The sequence below is a fragment of the Pseudonocardia sp. ICBG1293 genome (genome assembly GCF_020131355.1).
Taxonomy (GTDB): domain Bacteria; phylum Actinomycetota; class Actinomycetes; order Mycobacteriales; family Pseudonocardiaceae; genus Pseudonocardia.
Genome location: NZ_JAHLEL010000014.1, coordinates 328,973 through 345,696, shown reverse-complemented (window position 1 = coordinate 345,696; position 16,724 = coordinate 328,973). Strand labels below are relative to the sequence as shown.

Sequence of the window (16,724 nt, the reverse complement as noted above, 5' to 3'; positions counted from 1 at the left end):
ATGGATCGTCTGGTCGCTAGCATCTCCGGTTATGGAACTGCGTCACCTGCGCTACCTGGTCGCGGTCGTCGACTCCGGGACCGTCACCGCGGCCGCCGCCGCACTGCACGTCGCGCAGCCCGGGGTGAGCGCGCAGCTGCGCCGGCTGGAGCGCGAGCTCGGCGCGCCGCTGTTCGACCGCGGCCCGCGCGCCGCTGTTCGACCGCGGCCCGCGCGCCGCCACGCTCACCGAGGCCGGCCGGGCGGTGCTGCCGCACGCCCGGGCCGCGCTGGCCGCGGTGGAGGAGGCCCGCGGCGCCGTCGCCGCGCTGCACGGGCTGCTGCGCGGCCGGGTCGCGGTCGGGATGGCCACGTCGCTGCCGGACACGGTGCTCGCCGACCCGGTCGGGGACTTCGCCGCCGCCCACCCGCAGCTGGAGGTGTCCCTGCGGGAGGGGACGACCGACGACCTGGTCGAGGAGCTGCGTGCCGGGCGTCTCGACGTCGCCGTGCTGGGATTCCCGCACGCCCCGCCCGACGGCCTCGACGGCCGGGTGCTGGTCGAGTCCCCGCTGGTGGCGGCCGTCGCGTCGGACGACCCGTTCACCGGTCGGGCCGCGGTGACGTGCGAGGAGCTGGCGTCCAGGACGCTGATCTGTCTGCCCCGCGGGCACGGGCTGCGCTCCGCGCTGGACTCGGCGCTGGCGGCCCGGTCGCTGAGCGCCCGGGTCGGGTTCGAGTCCGGTGCGATGACCCTGCTGCTGCGGCTGGCCGCGCGCGGGGCCGGGGTGGCCGTGGTGCCGGAGCCCGCGCTCGGTGCAGCGGGCGTCGCGGCGCTGGCCCGGCCCCCGGTCGCCGTCCCGATCACCCCGGAGATCCGGACCCGGCTGCACCTCGTGTGGCGCCGGGGCGGCCCGGGCGGACCGGCGGCGCGGGCGTTGCTGGACTCCCTGCTGCGGTAGGGCGCGGGCTCAGCGGGGGACCGACACCAGGACCCGGACGGCCTCGGCGACGGCGGCACGGCGGGCGACCCGCACCGCGGTGGCGATCGGGCGCAGGGCGTCGGACCGGGCGAGTGCCGCCGACGCCGACAGCGCGCCGCCCGGCTCGTCGCCGGAGGACGCGGACAGGATCGCGTCGACCTCGTCGGCCTGCTGCAGCACGCGCAGCGCCTGCGGGGGCATCCCGGCGGGCCACAGCGCCTGCGGGCGGCGGCGCAGCGAGGCCGCGATCTCCTCACGGACGCCGGGCCGGTGCCGGGCCACGCCCAGGTCGGTCAGCGCCGCGGCGGCGGCCCGCACCTGGCCGCGCAGCTCCCGCTCGGCCTCGTTGAGCGCCACGTACTCGGGCACCGGCCCCGGGTCGGCGACGGCGTGCGCGGTCCAGCGGACCACCCCGTCGGCGATCGGCGACGGCACGACCCCGAACCCGGCGTCCGGGAACAGCACACCCTCGCCCGCGGTGATCGCGGCGTCGGAGAACGGACCCGGGCCGGGCAGCCCGCGCACGTCACCGGGGGCGGGCAGCACCAGTCGCGCCTGCCCGCGCGGGGCACCGCGCCGGACGGCGGCGAGCAGCAGCGCCGTCGAGGTCGGTGGCGCCCCGGGGCCGGGCAGCCCGGGCGCGGCGGCGGTGAGGTCGTCGGCGGCGAGCACGTCGTGCGCTTCCGACCACGGCGCGAGCGCGTCGAGGACGTCGTCGGGTGCGGCGGACCCGGCCAGCCAGGCCGAGGCCCACACGGCGAAGGTCGTGGAGGCACAGGACACGGCGGTCAGGCTAACGGCCCGCCCGGCGCCGCACACCCGGCACGTGGGTGACGCAGCGCGACAAGGTTCACGCTGTGCGTGACCACCGGAGTGTGGGCGTGTCGTGGCCCGGTCACCGACCGGCGTCGGCCGATACTGGCTCACCATGAGCCGGACCCACGATTACCGGGGCATGTTCGACACCACGGGTACCCGTGCGCCGCGGGAGAGCCGGGTCGCCGAGGTCGCCGCCGAGCCGGGTCTGGTCGTGGAGGACCCGGCCAGCGGGTTCTGCGGGGCCGTGGTGACCGTCACCGGCTCCGAGGTGACGCTGGAGGACCGCTTCGGCGGCCGGCGGATCTTCCCGTTGCGCCCCGCCGGGTTCCTGTACGAGGGCCGCCCGGCGACGCTGGTGCGGCCGCGGGCCGCGCCCGCGGGCCGCGGGCTGTCCGCGTCCGGCTCGGTGCACGTGGCGAACCTGACGGCGCGCACCGCCCGCGCCGCCCGGATCTGGGTCGAGGGCCTGCACGACGCCGCGCTGGTCGAACGGGTGTGGGGGCACGACCTGCGGGTCGAGGGCGTGGTGGTGGAGCCGCTGCACGGCGTCGACGACCTCGCCGCGGCCGTGCGCGACTTCGACCCGGGCCCGCACCGGCGCCTGGGGATCCTCGTCGACCACCTGGTGGAGGGGACCAAGGAGACCCGGCAGGCCCGTGAGGCCTACCGGGCCACCCGTGACGCGCAGCAGCACGTCCTGGTCACCGGCCACCCCTACGTCGACGTGTGGCAGGCCGTGAAGCCCTCGGTCGTCGGGATCCGTGCGTGGCCGGTGATCCCGCGCGGCACCGACTGGAAGACCGGCGTCTGCGCGGCGCTGCGGTGGGGCGAGCCCGCCGACGGCGCCCGCCGGGTGCTCGGCGCGGTGCGCAGCTACCGGGACCTGGAGACCCCGATGATCGGTGCGGTCGAGCGGCTCATCGACTTCGTGACCGCCGACGCGTCCTGATCCCGGCACACCGGGCGAAGTCCGGCACCCACCGGCACCGACCGGTAACGATCCGGTGGAGCGGGGGGCACCATCCCGGCGGAACGACGACGGGGAATCGGACATTCTGGCACCCTGGAGCCATGGACCCGGCACTGATCTGGCTGCTCATCGGTCTCGTACTGATCGGCAGCGAAGTCGTGTCCGGAGAGCTGTTCCTCGTCATGCTGGGCGGTGGCGCGCTCGCCGCGGCGGCCGGTGCGGCACTGGGGCTGACGCTCCTCCCGGCCGCCGGGGTGGGCGGCGCCGTCGCGGTGCTGCTGCTGCTGGCCGTGCGGCCGGTGGCCAAACGCAGGCTGGCCGAGCACATGGGCACGCTCGACCGTCACCAGGACCGCTTCGTCGGCGCCGCCGCCGAGGTCGTGCAGCGCGTGGACGGTGAGCGCGGTCAGGTGCGGATCGGCCGCGAGCTGTGGTCGGCCCGGTCGATGGACGGCACGGAGGTCCTCGAGGCCGGTGCCACCGTCACGATCCTGCAGGTGACCGGGGCGGCCGTGCTCGTCACCGGTCGGGGGGAACTGCCGCAGGCCTGACCGCGTCCGCGGCAGGTCGGCGGGACCGCTCCGGGGACTCCCGGAGCGACACGGGCGCCGGTTCTCCGGCGCAGAGGGGAGAGCACATGGGCGCCGAGCTCGTCATCGGCATCATCCTGCTCGCGTTGGTCGTGACGATCGTCGTCAAGTCGGTCGTGATCGTCCCGCAGGAGTGGGCCTACATCATCGAACGGCTGGGTCGGTACCACAGCATCCGGGAGGGCGGCCCCGCCATCCTGGTGCCGTTCGTCGACCGCACCCGCGAGCGGGTCGACCTGCGGGAGCAGGTCGTGTCGTTCCCGCCGCAGCCGGTCATCACGCAGGACAACCTGACCGTCAACATCGACACGGTCGTGTACTTCAAGGTCAACGACGCCAAGGCGGCGGTCTACGAGATCGCGAACTACATCGCCGGTGTCGAGCAGATCACCACCACGACCCTGCGCAACGTGGTCGGTGGCATGACGCTGGAGCAGACGCTGACCTCGCGGGACCGGATCAACACCGCGCTGCGCGGCGAGCTGGACGAGGCCACGGACCGCTGGGGCATCCGGGTCGCCCGGGTGGAGATCAAGGCGATCGACCCGCCGCCCTCGATCCAGAACTCGATGGAACAGCAGATGAAGGCCGACCGCGAGAAGCGGGCCATGATCCTGACCGCCGAGGGGCAGCGCGAGTCGGCCATCCGCAGCGCGGAGGGCAACAAGCAGTCCCAGATCCTCACCGCGGAGGGGGCCAAGCAGGCCGCGATCCTCGCGGCCGAGGCCGAGCGGCAGTCGGAGATCCTGCGGGCCCAGGGCCGCCGCGCCGCGCTGTACCTCGAGGCGCAGGGTGAGTCGAAGGCGATCGAGAAGAAGTTCGCCGCGATCAAGGCCGGCAAGCCCACCCCGGAGCTGCTGGCCTACGAGTACCTGCAGACGCTGCCGCAGATGGCCGAGGGCGAGGCCAGCAAGCTGTGGGTCGTGCCGTCGGACTTCGGCAAGGCACTGGAGGGCTTCACCCGGATGCTGGGCGCGCCCGGCGAGGACGGCGTCTTCCGCTACGAGCCGAGCCCGGACGACGGGACCGTCTCCAAGCCGGCGGAGGACGACGGCGTCGAGGACTGGTTCGACACCTCCTCCGACCCGGAGATCGCCAAGCAGGTCGCGGCGGCCACCGCGGCCGCCCAGCAGGAGGTCCCGCCGGTCGGCTCGGACGTTCCGCCGGTCCCCGGCGCCGAGACCGGCAACGGCGGCGCCGCCGGCGCCCCGGCCCAGCTGGAGGCCTCCCGCGAGGTCCCCGGCATCGGCGCCCCGGGCACGGTGCAGGGCCACCCGAACGGCCAGGAGCAGCGCGGCTGAGCCATCCCGGCCGCACGTCACCTCCGACGGTGACGCACCGCCCCATCCGGTCCGCCGGGTGGGGCGGTGCCGTGTACAACGGCTTCCGATCCACCGACGAGTAGGAGATCGACAGTGGTCACGGCCTCGTCACCCGGGCACACGGGTGCGGCACCGGGCGGCGACCGCCCGGCGGACGCCGGCTCCCGGGCGCCGCGGCTACGGGTGTGGCAGTTCCTGGTCCTGGTCCTCGGGTACCTCGTCCTGGTCCAGGGCGCAGTGCTCCTGCTGGCCGCGGAGCCGGGCGCCGACGCACACGGCCTGACCTCCACGGACGCGATCCTCCAGCAGGTCGTCGTCCCGGTCGGGATCGGTGCCGCGTTCGTCCTCGGGATCGTGACCTACCTGCGTGCCTGGCAGACGGTCTTCGTCGAGCCCCGCCGGCTGCGCGCCTGGGTCCTGGCGATCCCGGTCGTGCTGCTGGTGACCGGCCTGGTCGTGACCGACTACAGCGGCCTCGTCGGCAAGGGCCTCACCTTCACCGGGGCCCTGCTGATCGCCACCCTCATGGTCGGGTTCTCCGAGGAGCTCCTGTTCCGCGGCGTCGGGGTGCAGGTCTTCCGCCGAAGCGGGTGCAGCGAGTTCCGGGTCGGTCTGTGGACCAGCATCGTCTTCGGCATGGCGCACGGCTCGAACGGGCTCGTCACCGGTGAGTACGGCAACGCGCTCCTGCAGGTCGTGCTGACCACGGGAACCGGGTTCGTGTTCTACCTCGTGTTCCGCAGCACCGGGGCCCTCACGGCGGCGATGCTCGCGCACGGCTGGTGGGACTTCAGCGCGCTGAGCACGCAGGTCGACCCGGCGCGACCGACGTCGATGGAGTTCCTCGCCTTCGGCGCGCTGGCCGTGATCCTGCCGGCGGTGCTCGTACTGCGCCGCCGGGCGGGCCGGGATCAGGCGAGCACGAAGCCGTAGGGGAGCTCCAGGCGGTGCCGGGCGAGCAGCTCGTCGTCGGCGAGCAGGTCGCGGGTCGTCCCGTCCGCGACGACGGTGCCCCCGTCGAGCACGACGCTGCGCGGGCACAGCTGCAGCGCGTAGGGCAGGTCGTGGGTGACCATCAGCATCGTCCGGTCCAACCCGAGCAGCACCTCGGCCAGCTCGCGACGGGCCACCGGATCCAGGTTCGACGACGGCTCGTCGAGGACCAGGATCTCCGGGTCGCACGCCAGCACCGTGGCCAGCGCGACCCGCCTGCGCTGTCCGCCGGACAGGTGCAGCGGGGAGCGGTCGGCGGCGTCGGCCATCCCCACCGCGGCCAGCGCCTCGGCGACCCGCGCACGCAGTTCGGGCCCGCGCAGGCCGAAGTTCGCGGGCCCGAACGCGACGTCCTCGGCGACGGTCGGCATGAACAGCTGGTCGTCCGGGTCCTGGAAGACGATCCCGACCCGGCGTCGGATCTCGCGCAGGTGCGGTCGCTGCACGGGCAGACCGCCGACCTCGACCGTGCCCGCCGCGCCGTCCCCTCCGCCGCCCAGGATCCCGTTGAGGTGCAGCACCAGGGTGGTCTTCCCGGCGCCGTTGGGTCCGAGCAGCGCCACCCGCTCGCCGGGGGCGATCGTGAGGTCGACGCCGAACAGCGCCTGGTGCCCGTCCGGGTAGGCGAAGGCGAGGTCGGTCAGCCGCAGCGACGGTGTGCTCACGCGGCCACCCAGCCCGCACCGGCGAGCAGCACCGCCACGCCCGCCACGGTCAGTCCGGCCAGCCACTGCCGCGACGTGGTCGGGGCGTCGGCCGTCGGCGGCAGGGTGCCGGTCCAGCCGCGCGACAGCATCGCCAGGTGCACCCGTTCGCCGCGTTCGTAGGACCGTACGAACAGCGAGCCGATCCCGCGTGCGGTCGCCCCGGCCTGCCACAGGAACCGCGGGTCGTGACCACGGGAGATCCGGGACAGGCGCATCCGCCGGGCCTCGCCGGCGATCACGTCGGCGTAGCGCAGCATCAGGGTCGCGATGGTGGTGACGACGGCCGGGGCGCGCAGCCGCGCCAGCCCGACCAGCAGGTCGCGCATCGGCGTCGTCGCCGCGAGGGTGAGCGAGGTCAGCACCCCCAGGGTGCCCTTGACCAGGATGTTCCACGCGGCGAACAGGCCCGGCTGGGACAGTGGGAGCCCGAACCAGTCGAGCGTCGGCTCGGGGCCGGTGAACGGCAGCAGCACCGCGAGGACCACGAAGGGCAGCTCGATGACCGAGCGGCGCAGGATCCAGCCCGGCCGGATGCCCGCCAGTGCCCACACCACGGCGAGCAGGACCGCGAACCCGCCGAACACCGCGAACGCCTCGCGGGGGGTCGCGACCACGCAGACCACCACCAGCAGCGCCGAGACGATCTTGACCTCCGGCGGGAGCCGGTGGACGGGGGAGTCGTGGTGCAGGTGGAGCGGGTGGGAGTGCCCGGCGCCCATCAGCCGTCCCGGCGCCGCAGCAGCAGGAACACCCCGCCCGCGACGACGACCGTCACCAGGACCCCGGCCACCCCGGCGACCCCGGTGGTGCCCTCGCCGCCCGCGACCGCGTAGCCGGCGAGCGGACCGGACGCCATCGCGTGGTCGCTCTCGTGGCGCGCGATGCAGGTCCCCTGCAGCTGCTCCTCGCCGTCCGGGCCCGCGACGGCGGTGCAGCCGTCCCGGGCGACGGTGTCCAGGCCGTCCGGGTCGGGGGAGGCGAGGGAGGAGACCAGGCCGGCCACGACGAGCGAGACGATCAGGAACCCGGCGAAGAACAGCAGCGGGCGACGGCGGGCGGTGGCGGTCATCGGGCACCCTCCGGGGAGGTCGAGCGGCGGGTGAGCGGGCGCGCCGTGCCGCGCAGCAGGTGGACGAGGTCGGGCCGGGCGGCGGCCACCGCGCCCACGGTGGCGGCGGTGATCACACCCTCGCCGATGCCGATCAGCACGTGCAGGCCGCCCATCAGGGCGAACACCGTGCCGAGAGTGGCGCCACCGGCACCTCCGATCGCGTACTCCAGGACGAAGCCCATCGAGGCGACGATCGTGTTCAGCAGCGCCGCGACGAAGGCCACCGCGACCAGCCCGCCCCGCGAACGGACCGCGAACCGGCGCAGCGAGCGGGCCACCAGCCAGCCGACCACGACCCCGATCACGGCCATGTTGGTGATGTTGAGCCCGAGCGCGGTGATGCCGCCGTCGGCGAACAGGAGCGCCTGGACGACGAGCACGATCGAGATCGCGATGACGCCCACCCAGGGGCCCACCAGGATCGCGACCAGCGCCCCGCCCAGCAGGTGTCCGCTGGCCCGGGCAGGATCGGGAAGTTGATCATCTGGACGGCGAAGACGAACGCCGTGACCAGGCCGGCCATCGGCGCGGTGCGGTCGTCGAGGTCCGCGCGGGCGCGCAGGACGGCCACCGTCAGCGCGATCACCGCGACGACGGCGAACAGCAGCGCCGTCGGACCGTTCACCAGCCCGTCGCTCATGTGCATGGCGACCGCGTGCGTCTGCATCGCGCCCCCTCACCGGTCGGACCGGCCGCCACCCGGCCGGGTGAGGGGATTCAACGCGACAACGGTGCTCCCGCACAGAGCTGGCAGTAGATAGACGACTGCATGTCCCGGATGTCCGGTACGAGCCTCGCCGATGGGAGGGTCCGGGGCACCGTCCGTCCGGGTGGCCCGGCGGGCCGCGGGATCAGCGGGCGTCGGCCGCCGCGGCCTCGTCGCGCTCGGCGATCAGCCGGTCGTCCTTGCGGGCGGCGATCCGCGAGACCTTGAACAGCGCCTTGCGCCGGGCCCGGCCCAGGGGCAGGGCGAGCCGGCCGATCCGCACGTCGAGCGGGCGGACGTCGAACACCCCGGAGTCGCCCAGCTCGTCGAACAGCAGCTGCTGCTCGGCGGAGATCTGCTGCTCGAACTCCGACGAGACCGAGCCGCGCGCGATCCGGAACGCGGCCAGCGTCTCCGGGACGCCGAGGAAGTCGCCGTACTGGAGCAGCCGCATCCACAGGTCGAGGTCCATGATGAAGCGCCGCTCCGGGCGCCACCCACCCGCGGTGACGAACTGTTCGCGGCGGAACAGGACGTTGCCCGGCTCGCCGATCGGGTTCGCGCCGTTGCGGATCACCCGCCGGGCGACCTCGCTGCCCGAGTGCAGCCCGACCAGCCCGCCGCCCAGCCCGCGCCGCGGGACGATGACCCGGCTCTGCTCGTCGATCATGTGCCGGCGCGAGGCCACCACCGAGAGCGACGGGTCGTCGCGCATCGGCGGCACCTGCAGCTCCAGGCAGCGCGGGTGCAGCAGGTCGTCGGCGCACACCATCTTCACCAGCGGCGCGCGGCACAGCTCGACGGCGCGGTTCCAGTTCTCGCCCTGCGACAGCGGCTGCCGGTTGCGCTCGACCCGGATCCGCGGGTCGCGGAAGGAGGTCGCGATCTCCCAGCTGGCGTCGGTGCTGCCGTTCTCCAGCACCACGAGCTCGAAGTCCCGCCAGGTCTGCTCCATCACGCTGCGGATGGTCTCGGCGAGGTAGGCCTCGCCGTTGTGGACCGGGATGCAGACGGACACGCTGGACACAAAGCCGCCGGGCCTCATCGGGTACCTCGCAGGGGTGGAACGGATCGGACGAGCAGGCGGCGAGCCACGCTACCCGCCCCGTTCGGCGGGCCCGACGGCGGCGCGGACGAGCGACGTCCGACCGGGGCCGTCCGCAACCGACGGCCACGGACCGTGATCGCGACCCGGGGGCTGCCGCTCGCCGCCCGTCGGTCACCGCTCGTCGGCCGGTGCCGCACAGGCCGGTCCCGCGCCGCGGCGGCCCGGACGGCGTCCGTACTATCGGCGATCGTGTTCGCGTGGTCGGTCCACGCCGTGGCGACGGAGCCCGGAGGGTGTACGCCGTCCGGGCGACACCAGATGCGGTGCGGGTCACGTAACGCGATCGACGGCGCCGGAGATATGCCGGATGACCCCCGTTGTGGGGTAACGGATCCGGTCGGGGTCGGCATCGTCGTCACGACCGGGAACGCACTGCTCGCCAACCGCGCGCCAGGACCGATCGATTCGGGGGAGAGACCGGTGGACAAGCGCATTGACCACGGACCACGTCGTCCGACCCAGCCACGGGTGTCGGTGATCGTGCCGACCCGCAACGAGGCACGGAACCTCGAGGTCGTCCTACCGGCCGTCGCGGCCGTGCGACCCGCCGTCCACGAGGTGATCGTCGTCGACGGCGACTCCAAGGACGGCACCGTCGAGACCGCCCGCCGCGTCCTGCCCGGCGTCCGCATCGTCCGGCAGACCCGTAAGGGCAAGGGCAACGCGATGGCCTGCGGCTTCGCCGCGGCCACCGGTGACGCCATCGTCATGTTCGACGCGGACGGCTCCGCCGACCCGCAGGAGATCCCGCGCTTCATCGCCGCCCTCGTCGAGGGCGCCGACTTCGCCAAGGGCAGCCGGTTCACCAAGGGGGGCGGCAGCGACGACATCACGTTGCTCCGCAAGGGTGGCAACGCCGGTCTGAACCTGATCGCGAACACGCTGTTCGGGACGCGTTACAGCGACCTCTGCTATGGCTACAACGCCTTCTGGGCCGACATCCTGCCGCTGCTGGAGCTGCCCGCGGTCGACATGCCGCCGCACCCGGACGGCGGGATGTACTGGGGCGACGGTTTCGAGATCGAGACGGTCCTGAACTGCCGGGTCGCCGCCGCGGGTCTGTCGATCACCGAGGTCCCCTCGGTGGAGAAGGAGCGGATGTTCGGCGAGACGAACCTGCGCACCTTCGCCGACGGCACCCGGGTCCTGCGGACCCTCGCGGCCGAGCGTCGCCGCGCCGGTCGTGACGACCGGCCCGCCGCCCGCGGACCGGCCGTCCCCGGCCCGGCCGCGGTCCTGCCGCCCGCCGGTCACCCGGTGACGCCCGCGGCGCCGGCGCACCCGCAGCGCCCGGCCCCGCGCCCGCACGCCGACGCGCCCGCCCCGGCGCCGTCGCGGCCCGCCCCGTCGCCGGTCGCGCGCGAGCAGCGTCCGGTCGGCGCCGAGCGGGAGGGGTCCGCCCGTCCGGAGCGGACCGGGGTGCGGTACGCATGGGGGGAAGAGGCGTCCTGAGCGCCCCGCGACCGGCTCGGCCGGTCGCGACCCCACCGGCCGCCCGCCCGCACGGGGTGGCGCGCCGGCAGAACCATCGGAGAAGAGGAGTGAGCCGCGGTGAGCGTGCAGTCCGCAGCTGAGCTGACCCGCGCGAGGACCGCGCGGCGGTACGTGGCGATCCTGCTCGTCGCCGCCGGCGTCATCGCCTGCGGACTGAGCGTCGCCGGGGTCAGCGGGGGCGCGCTGGGCGAGTTCCGGCTGCTGGTCACCATCGGCTTCCTGCTGCTCGGCCCCGGCTGGGCCGCCGCGGGTTTCCTGCGTCGTGCGCCCGCCGCGCACGTCTGGCTGCTGACCCTCGGGGTCGGCACCGCCGTCACCCTGATCGGCGGCCAGCTCATGGTCAGCCTCGGTCTCTGGTACCCCAGCGTCGCGCTGTTCGTCGTCACGCTCCTGTCCGTCCCGTTCCTGCTGCGCCACGCCGTGGTGGCCCAGTGAGCGGGACCTTCCGGTGAGGCCGGTCGGGCCGGCCCGCCCCCGCCCTGCCGCGGGTGCGCCCGGTCCCGGCCCCGCCCCCGGACCCCGGATGTCCGACGTCGACCCCGACGCCCCGACCCAGCGTCTCGCCACGGCGCACGCCCGGGGACGGGTGCGCCGCAACGCCGAGCAGCACACCGAGTACCTGCCGCCGCTGGTCGGCCTGCGCGGGCCCGGTGAGAACCCACCGACCCCGCCGCCGGCCCCTCCGCCCGGACCGGGCGGCGGAGGCGGCGGTGACGACGGCGGTGACGACGGCGAGCAGGTCCCCGACCGCAACGCCGGCATCGGCGACGGCATCGCCCTGACCCTGTGCTCGGGCTTCGGATCGGTCGCCGGTCTGCTCGGCGTGCTGATCGCGACCCGGATCATGCCGCAGTCCGAGGTCGGGCGGGCCTCGGAGTTCGTGTCGGCGTTCCAGCTGATCGGCGGCGTCGCCCAGCTCAACCTGGGGCTCGCGCTGCTGCGCTGGCTGCCCGGCGCCGGCCGCAGGTCCGTCCGGCTCACCTTCGGCTCGCTGCTGCTGATCATGCCGCTGTCCGGGCTGATCGGCCTGATCTACGGCACGCTCGTGCCCCGGGTCGCCGAGGCGGCGGGTGGCGGGTCGTTCGGGTGGGGCCTGGTCGTGCTCGTCCTGACCTGTGCCGGCTGGTGCGTGTTCGTCGTGCACGACTTCGTCATGGTCGCCATCGGGCGCCCGTGGGTGGCCGTGTGGCGCAACGGCACCTTCGCGGTGACCCGGATCGTGCTGCTGCTCGCGCTGGGCGGCACGCTCGCGTCCGAGGCGCTGGTGCTGTCCTGGGCGATCCCGGTGGTGCTGTGGATCGCCGCCGGCACCGTGCTGCTCTGGTTCATGGTGCGGCGCTTCGCCCGCTCCGGCGGGCCGGGCACGGTGCCGTCGCGCCCGGAGATGATCGCGTTCCTCGCGCCGACCGCGCTGGCGCAGTGCGGCAACGCGCTGCTCTACAACCAGGTCCCGCTGTTCGCGAACTTCCGCATGGGCAACGAGATCGGCGCGGTCTTCTTCATCTGCTGGCAGGCGGTGACCGTCATCGACCTGGCCGCCACCTTCTTCACGAACTCGCTCACCGTCCAGACCGCCCGGGAGCCGCACCGCGCGGAGGAGTTCGCCCGCGTCGCCCGCCGCCGGATGCTGCTGCTGTTCGTCCCGGCGCTCGGGCTCGGCGCGGCGCTGGGCTACCCGGTGCTGTCGCTGCTCGGCGAGGGCTACGCGCCCGGGGCGCCCGCGCTCGCGGTGCTCATGGGCGGGCTGTTCTTCCGGCTCATCGTGGTCTTCGAGCTCGCCCGCCGCCAGGCCGACGGCGACGGGATGGGCTACGCGAAGATCCAGTTGCTCAACACCGGACTGGTCGTGGCCTTCGCCGGTCTGGTCCCGCTGCCCGACCCGGGAACCGCATCGGTCAGCATGATGATGCTGCCGATCGTGCTCGGCTACGTCGGCGCGCAGCTCCTCTGCGCGCTGGCACTCAGATTCGTCCCGGCGTGGAACCGCCGGAGCACCCCGGAGGTGAAGTCGTGACGTCGGAGACCCGCCGGACGGGCGGCCCCGACCCGTCCCCGTCCACCCGCGGCCACCGCGGCGCGGAGCCCGCCGTCGCGCGGACCCGGGTCGCGGAGGAGAGCGCGAGCGAGCGGACCCGGTTCGTCACGCCGCCGGGCCCGGACTCGCCGACCATGGCCGTCCGCGGCCCGGTCCCGCGTCCGCCCGGGGACGGCCCGCCTCCGCCGCCCGCACCCGAGACCGCCGAGCCGCTGTCCCCGCTGTGGGTCTGGGGCGCCCCGGTGCTCGCCGTGCTCGCGGTGCTGCTGCTCCCCGTGGCCGCCGCGACGACGGACCTGTCCGACCTGGGCGGCTGGGGCCTGGCCCCGGCACTGAGCCCGTTCGCCTGGATCGCCCTGCTGCTCGCGATCGGCGCCTGCCTGGTCGAGCTGTGGTCGCGCCGCCCGCGCATCCCGATGCTGGGTGCCGCGACGGGTGTGCTGCTGCTGTGCTCCACCGGCCTGCCCTCGGTCGTGCAGCCGCAGGCGCGGTTCACCACGGCCTGGCTGATCTCCGGGTTCGTCGACGCCGTCGCCCGCAACAACGGGGTCCCGCCCACCGGTGTGGACGCCCGGTTCTACTGGCCGGCGTTCTTCGCCCAGTGGGCGTGGATCCGGGACGCCGCGGGCGCCGACCAGCTCGACACGATCCTGCGCTGGTACCCGCCCGCGGTCACCGCGGTGTGGGCGATCGGCGTCTACGCGCTCGCCCGCTCGATGCTCGGGGGCACCCGCGCGCCGTGGGTGGCGGCCTGGCTGTTCATCGGCCTGAACTGGATCGAGCAGGACTACTTCTCCCCGCAGGCGACCGCGATCGTGCTGCTGCTGACGGTGCTGACGTTCGCGCTCGGCCCGCTGGCCACCCGCCGCGTCGACAACGCCGGCGTCCCGGGCTGGCCCCGGGCGCACCGCGGCGCACCACCGCTGCCCCGATGGCGTCGCTGGCTGGTGTCGGCGCTGACCCCGCCGAACACCCCGACGCTGCCCGCCCGGCAGCTGCTGCTGATCTACTTCTGCGCGGCGCTCTGCGTGATCGCGGTCGCCCCGGCCCACCAGCTGACGCCGTTCGCCATCATCGGCCAGCTCGCCGTGCTGGCGGTCGTGGGACGGTTCCGCGGCCGGGGGCTGGTGATCATCGCGATCGCGGCGGTGGCGGTGTTCGTGCTGATCGGTGCCCGCGACTTCTGGATGAACCAGATCAGCATGATCATCGGTAGCAGCGACGACGGCAGCGCGCTGCAGGCCGGCGTCGTCGACCGGTTCCAGGGCGACACGGGCCAGCTGGTGGGCAAGGGGTTCCGGGTCGTGATGACCGGCCTGACCTACGTCATCGGTTTCGCCGGGGCCTGGGTCTACTGGCGCCGTCGGCGCGACCTGGTGCCGATCCTGCTGGCGATCATCCCGATGGGGATGGCGGTCGTGCAGAGCTACGGTGGCGAGCTGCTGCTGCGCGTGCTGCTCTACGGCCTGCCGATCCTGTCGATCCTCGCCGTCGACGCGCTGCGGGCATTCGCCCGTGTCGACCGCAAGCGCGAACGTCTGCTCGCGGCGGGCATGGTGGTCATCTTCGGCCTGCTGATCTTCATCCGCGGCGGGAACGAGGCCTACACCGACGTCACGACCGAGGACGTCCAGATGACCCGCAAGGCCTACGACGAGGCGCCGCCCGGGGCGACGGTGCAGCCGTTGTCGACGGTCGGGCCGTACGCCCTGGAGGGCGTCGGCGAGAACAACAACATGGCGTCGGGCGGACAGGGCTGCGCGGTCCTCGCGGCGGACCCGTTCCGCTGCATCGACCAGGTCCAGCCGCAGACGATCCTGTTCTACCCGGCGATCGAGAAGCAGGGCGTCGTGCTGAACGACCGCGAGCCGGGCTGGACGATCGAGATCCGCAACCAGCTCGTCGCGTCGGGCCAGTACCGGGCGACCTACGAGAGCGGGTTCGACGCGATCCTGGTGCGTAACGAGCCGCTCCCGGTGCCGGGTGTCCCGGCGCCGGACACGGCGCCCGCTCCGGCGGCCGGCGGGGAGGTGCCGAACCCGTGAACGGATTCCTCCTGACCTGGCTCGCCTTCGGTCTGATGCTGGCGGTGTTCGCCGCCCGCGCCTGGGTGGTGGAGACCAGCCGGGGCCGGCTGGTCACCAGCGGTTCCGCGCAGCGCGGGCTCACCGCGGCCGCCGTCGCCTCGGTGGCGCTGGTGATCGTGATGCTGAGCCTCAACGGCGGTGTCGAGCTGGTCGAGCTCGTCTCCGGGGGCCGGGCCGACGTGACCCAGCCCGCCGAGCCGCTGCCCGGGCAGGACCCGGCGGTGCCGATCCAGCCGCAGGCCCCGGCCGCCCCGGCCCCGCCCGCGGCCCCGCCCGGCTGACCGACCGGCGATACGCGAGGGCCCCGGTGCCGTACGGCGCCGGGGCCCTCGTGCGTGCGGGGGATCAGCCGCTGTAGCCGATCGCCACGTACTTGGTCTCCAGGAACTCGTCGATGCCGATGCCGCCGCCCTCGCGGCCCAGCCCGGACTCCTTGACCCCACCGAACGGTGCGGCCGGGTTCGACACCAGCCCGGTGTTGAGCCCGATCATGCCGCTCTCGAGGTTCTCGGCGATGTGCAGCGCCCGGTTCAGGTCCCGCGTGTACACGTAGTTGACCAGGCCGAACTCGGTCGCGTTGGCCGCGGCGAGCGCGTCGTCGGCACTGTCGACCACGGTGATCGGCGCGACCGGCCCGAAGATCTCCTCGTGGTTGAGCCGCGAGTCCGACGGGACGTCGGTCAGCACGGTCGGCGGGTAGAAGTAGCCGGGCCCGTCGTGGGCCTGCCCGCCCAGCGCGATCGACGCGCCGTTCGCGACGGCGTCGGCGACCAGGTCGGTGACCTTGTCCCGGCCCTTGGCGTCGATCAGCGGGCCGACGTTCACGCCCTCCTCGGTGCCACGGCCGACCTTGAGCGCGCCCATCCGCTCGGCGAGCTTGGCGGTGAACTCCTCGACGACGCCGCGCTGGACGTAGAACCGGTTCGCCGCGGTGCAGGCCTCGCCCATGTTGCGCATCTTCGCGATCATGGCGCCCTCGACGGCGGCGTCGACGTCGGCGTCGTCGAGCACGATGAACGAGGCGTTGCCGCCCAGCTCCAGCGACGAGCGCATGACCTTGTCCGCGGCCTGGCCCAGCAGCAGCTTGCCGACCGGGGTGGACCCGGTGAACGACATCTTGCGGGCGCGGCCGTCGCGCAGGATCGGCTCCATCACCCCGCCGGCGTCGGTGGCGTTGATGACGTTCAGGGCGCCGTCGGGCAGGCCCGCGTCGGCCAGCACCTGGGCGAACGCGAGCATCGTCAGCGGCGTCTGCGGGGCGGGCTTGATCACCGATGCGCAACCGGCGGCGACCGCGGGGGCGATCTTGCGGGTGCCCATGGCGAGCGGGAAGTTCCACGGCGTCACGAACACGCAGACCCCGACGGGCTGGCGGATCGTGAGGAAGCGGGTCTGGCCGTTCGGCGCGACCTGGTAGCCGCCGTCGATGCGCACGGCCTCCTCGGAGAACCAGCGCAGGAACTCCGAGGCGTACACGACCTCGCCCTTGGCCTCGGCGAAGGGCTTGCCCATCTCCAGGGTCATCAGCAGGGCCAGGTCGTCGATGCGCTCGTGGAGCAGGTCGTAGGCGCGGCGCAGGATCTCACTGCGCTCCCGGGGCGCCATCGCGGCGATCGTGGGCTGTGCGGCGTGTGCGGCGGCCAGGGCGTCCATGCCGTCGGCGGGGGAGGCGTCGGCGACCTCGGTGAGCACCTCGCCGGTGGCCGGGTCCTCCACCTTCGCGGTCGCGCCGTTCTCCGCCTGCCGCCACCGGCCGCCGATGAACAGGCCGGTGGGGACGGCCTCCAGCACCCTGCGTTCGTCAGCATTGGTGGTCATGC

16 protein-coding genes and 2 pseudogenes are annotated in these 16,724 nt (G+C 74.1%); 11 read left to right on the top strand and 7 right to left on the bottom strand.

Features of this window, described 5'->3' with window-relative positions:
* Positions 1-31: 31 nt before the first annotated feature.
* Both KPF47_RS40015 and KPF47_RS09930 read left to right on the top strand, forming a co-directional pair.
* A pseudogene (locus tag KPF47_RS40015) lies at positions 32-142 on the top strand (LysR family transcriptional regulator); the annotation flags it as partial.
* Between the two features lie 103 nt (positions 143-245).
* Positions 246-941 (top strand): LysR substrate-binding domain-containing protein, encoded by a 696-nt coding sequence (locus tag KPF47_RS09930; RefSeq protein ID WP_308015369.1) that lies wholly within the window; start codon positions 246-248, stop codon positions 939-941.
* Positions 942-950: 9 nt separating this feature from the next.
* On the opposite strand, the gene KPF47_RS09925 is transcribed toward KPF47_RS09930, so the two are convergent.
* Positions 951-1,745: a hypothetical protein gene (locus KPF47_RS09925; RefSeq protein ID WP_224388298.1), complete on the bottom strand. Its 795-nt coding sequence runs from the start codon at positions 1,743-1,745 to the stop codon at positions 951-953.
* 172 nt (positions 1,746-1,917) lie between these two features.
* Here KPF47_RS09925 and KPF47_RS09920 point away from each other — a divergent pair, with 172 nt between their 5' ends.
* The 4 genes from KPF47_RS09920 (at position 1,918) to KPF47_RS40010 (ending at position 5,596) form a co-directional block, all read left to right on the top strand.
* Positions 1,918-2,730: a DUF3097 domain-containing protein gene (locus KPF47_RS09920; RefSeq protein WP_224388296.1), complete on the top strand. Its 813-nt coding sequence runs from the start codon at positions 1,918-1,920 to the stop codon at positions 2,728-2,730.
* A 122-nt stretch (positions 2,731-2,852) separates the two neighbouring features.
* Positions 2,853-3,302: an NfeD family protein gene (locus tag KPF47_RS09915; protein WP_224388294.1), complete on the top strand. Its 450-nt coding sequence runs from the start codon at positions 2,853-2,855 to the stop codon at positions 3,300-3,302.
* 86 nt (positions 3,303-3,388) lie between these two features.
* Positions 3,389-4,642: an SPFH domain-containing protein gene (locus KPF47_RS09910; protein ID WP_224388292.1), complete on the top strand. Its 1,254-nt coding sequence runs from the start codon at positions 3,389-3,391 to the stop codon at positions 4,640-4,642.
* Positions 4,643-4,756: 114 nt separating this feature from the next.
* On the top strand, positions 4,757-5,596 hold the full coding sequence (locus tag KPF47_RS40010) for a CPBP family intramembrane glutamic endopeptidase (RefSeq protein ID WP_224388290.1): 840 nt from the start codon (positions 4,757-4,759) through the stop codon (positions 5,594-5,596).
* On the opposite strand, the gene KPF47_RS09900 is transcribed toward KPF47_RS40010, so the two are convergent.
* The 5 genes and pseudogenes from KPF47_RS09900 to KPF47_RS09880 all read right to left on the bottom strand — a co-directional run bounded on the left by KPF47_RS09900 (position 5,575) and on the right by KPF47_RS09880 (position 9,225).
* Positions 5,575-6,321 carry an energy-coupling factor ABC transporter ATP-binding protein gene (locus tag KPF47_RS09900; protein ID WP_224388288.1) on the bottom strand — a complete coding sequence of 249 codons (747 nt, stop codon included), beginning with the start codon at positions 6,319-6,321 and terminating at the stop codon, positions 5,575-5,577. The two genes, KPF47_RS40010 and KPF47_RS09900, sit on opposite strands and share 22 nt — an antisense overlap.
* Entirely contained in the window at positions 6,318-7,082 is a 765-nt protein-coding gene (gene cbiQ / locus KPF47_RS09895) for a cobalt ECF transporter T component CbiQ (protein WP_224388286.1), read from the bottom strand. Before cbiQ ends, KPF47_RS09900 begins: the two co-directional genes overlap by 4 nt.
* Complete coding sequence (locus tag KPF47_RS09890; protein WP_224388284.1) at positions 7,082-7,432, bottom strand: PDGLE domain-containing protein; 351 nt, start codon at positions 7,430-7,432, stop codon at positions 7,082-7,084. The genes cbiQ and KPF47_RS09890 overlap by 1 nt, the downstream gene beginning before the upstream one ends.
* A pseudogene (locus tag KPF47_RS09885) lies at positions 7,429-8,141 on the bottom strand (energy-coupling factor ABC transporter permease). Before KPF47_RS09885 ends, KPF47_RS09890 begins: the two are co-directional and overlap by 4 nt.
* Before the next feature lie 184 nt (positions 8,142-8,325).
* Positions 8,326-9,225 (bottom strand): glycosyltransferase, encoded by a 900-nt coding sequence (locus KPF47_RS09880; RefSeq protein WP_224388282.1) that lies wholly within the window; start codon positions 9,223-9,225, stop codon positions 8,326-8,328.
* Positions 9,226-9,756: 531 nt separating this feature from the next.
* Here KPF47_RS09880 and KPF47_RS09875 point away from each other — a divergent pair.
* From KPF47_RS09875 to KPF47_RS09855, 5 genes are all read left to right on the top strand, one after another.
* Positions 9,757-10,740 carry a glycosyltransferase family 2 protein gene (locus tag KPF47_RS09875; protein WP_308015368.1) on the top strand — a complete coding sequence of 328 codons (984 nt, stop codon included), beginning with the start codon at positions 9,757-9,759 and terminating at the stop codon, positions 10,738-10,740.
* A gap of 99 nt (positions 10,741-10,839) precedes the next feature.
* On the top strand, positions 10,840-11,217 hold the full coding sequence (locus KPF47_RS09870) for a hypothetical protein (RefSeq protein WP_224388278.1): 378 nt from the start codon (positions 10,840-10,842) through the stop codon (positions 11,215-11,217).
* Between the two features lie 88 nt (positions 11,218-11,305).
* Positions 11,306-12,796 (top strand): lipopolysaccharide biosynthesis protein, encoded by a 1,491-nt coding sequence (locus KPF47_RS09865; RefSeq protein WP_224388276.1) that lies wholly within the window; start codon positions 11,306-11,308, stop codon positions 12,794-12,796.
* The gene (locus tag KPF47_RS09860; protein ID WP_224388274.1) at positions 12,793-14,862 is read left to right on the top strand and encodes a hypothetical protein; all 2,070 of its coding nucleotides are present in this window, start codon (positions 12,793-12,795) and stop codon (positions 14,860-14,862) included. Before KPF47_RS09865 ends, KPF47_RS09860 begins: the two co-directional genes overlap by 4 nt.
* Positions 14,859-15,185, top strand: a complete 327-nt coding sequence (locus tag KPF47_RS09855) for a hypothetical protein (protein ID WP_224388272.1) — start codon at positions 14,859-14,861, stop codon at positions 15,183-15,185. The genes KPF47_RS09860 and KPF47_RS09855 overlap by 4 nt, the downstream gene beginning before the upstream one ends.
* Positions 15,186-15,249: 64 nt before the next feature.
* Here KPF47_RS09855 and KPF47_RS09850 read toward each other — a convergent pair whose 3' ends face one another.
* Positions 15,250-16,722 (bottom strand): NAD-dependent succinate-semialdehyde dehydrogenase, encoded by a 1,473-nt coding sequence (locus tag KPF47_RS09850; RefSeq protein ID WP_224388270.1) that lies wholly within the window; start codon positions 16,720-16,722, stop codon positions 15,250-15,252.
* Positions 16,723-16,724 lie beyond the last annotated feature (2 nt).

Excerpts from the sequence above, each read along its gene's own strand:
- cbiQ (WP_224388286.1), bottom strand. The coding sequence starts at position 7,082 with ATGGGCGCCGGGCACTCCCACCCGCTCCACCTGCACCACGACTCCCCC.
- KPF47_RS09890 (WP_224388284.1), bottom strand. The coding sequence starts at position 7,432 with ATGACCGCCACCGCCCGCCGTCGCCCGCTGCTGTTCTTCGCCGGGTTC.
- KPF47_RS09880 (WP_224388282.1), bottom strand. The coding sequence starts at position 9,225 with ATGAGGCCCGGCGGCTTTGTGTCCAGCGTGTCCGTCTGCATCCCGGTC.
- KPF47_RS09920 (WP_224388296.1), top strand. The coding sequence starts at position 1,918 with ATGTTCGACACCACGGGTACCCGTGCGCCGCGGGAGAGCCGGGTCGCC.
- KPF47_RS09915 (WP_224388294.1), top strand. The coding sequence starts at position 2,853 with ATGGACCCGGCACTGATCTGGCTGCTCATCGGTCTCGTACTGATCGGC.
- KPF47_RS09865 (WP_224388276.1), top strand. The coding sequence starts at position 11,306 with ATGTCCGACGTCGACCCCGACGCCCCGACCCAGCGTCTCGCCACGGCG.
- KPF47_RS09910 (WP_224388292.1), top strand. The coding sequence starts at position 3,389 with ATGGGCGCCGAGCTCGTCATCGGCATCATCCTGCTCGCGTTGGTCGTG.
- KPF47_RS09850 (WP_224388270.1), bottom strand. The coding sequence starts at position 16,722 with ATGACCACCAATGCTGACGAACGCAGGGTGCTGGAGGCCGTCCCCACC.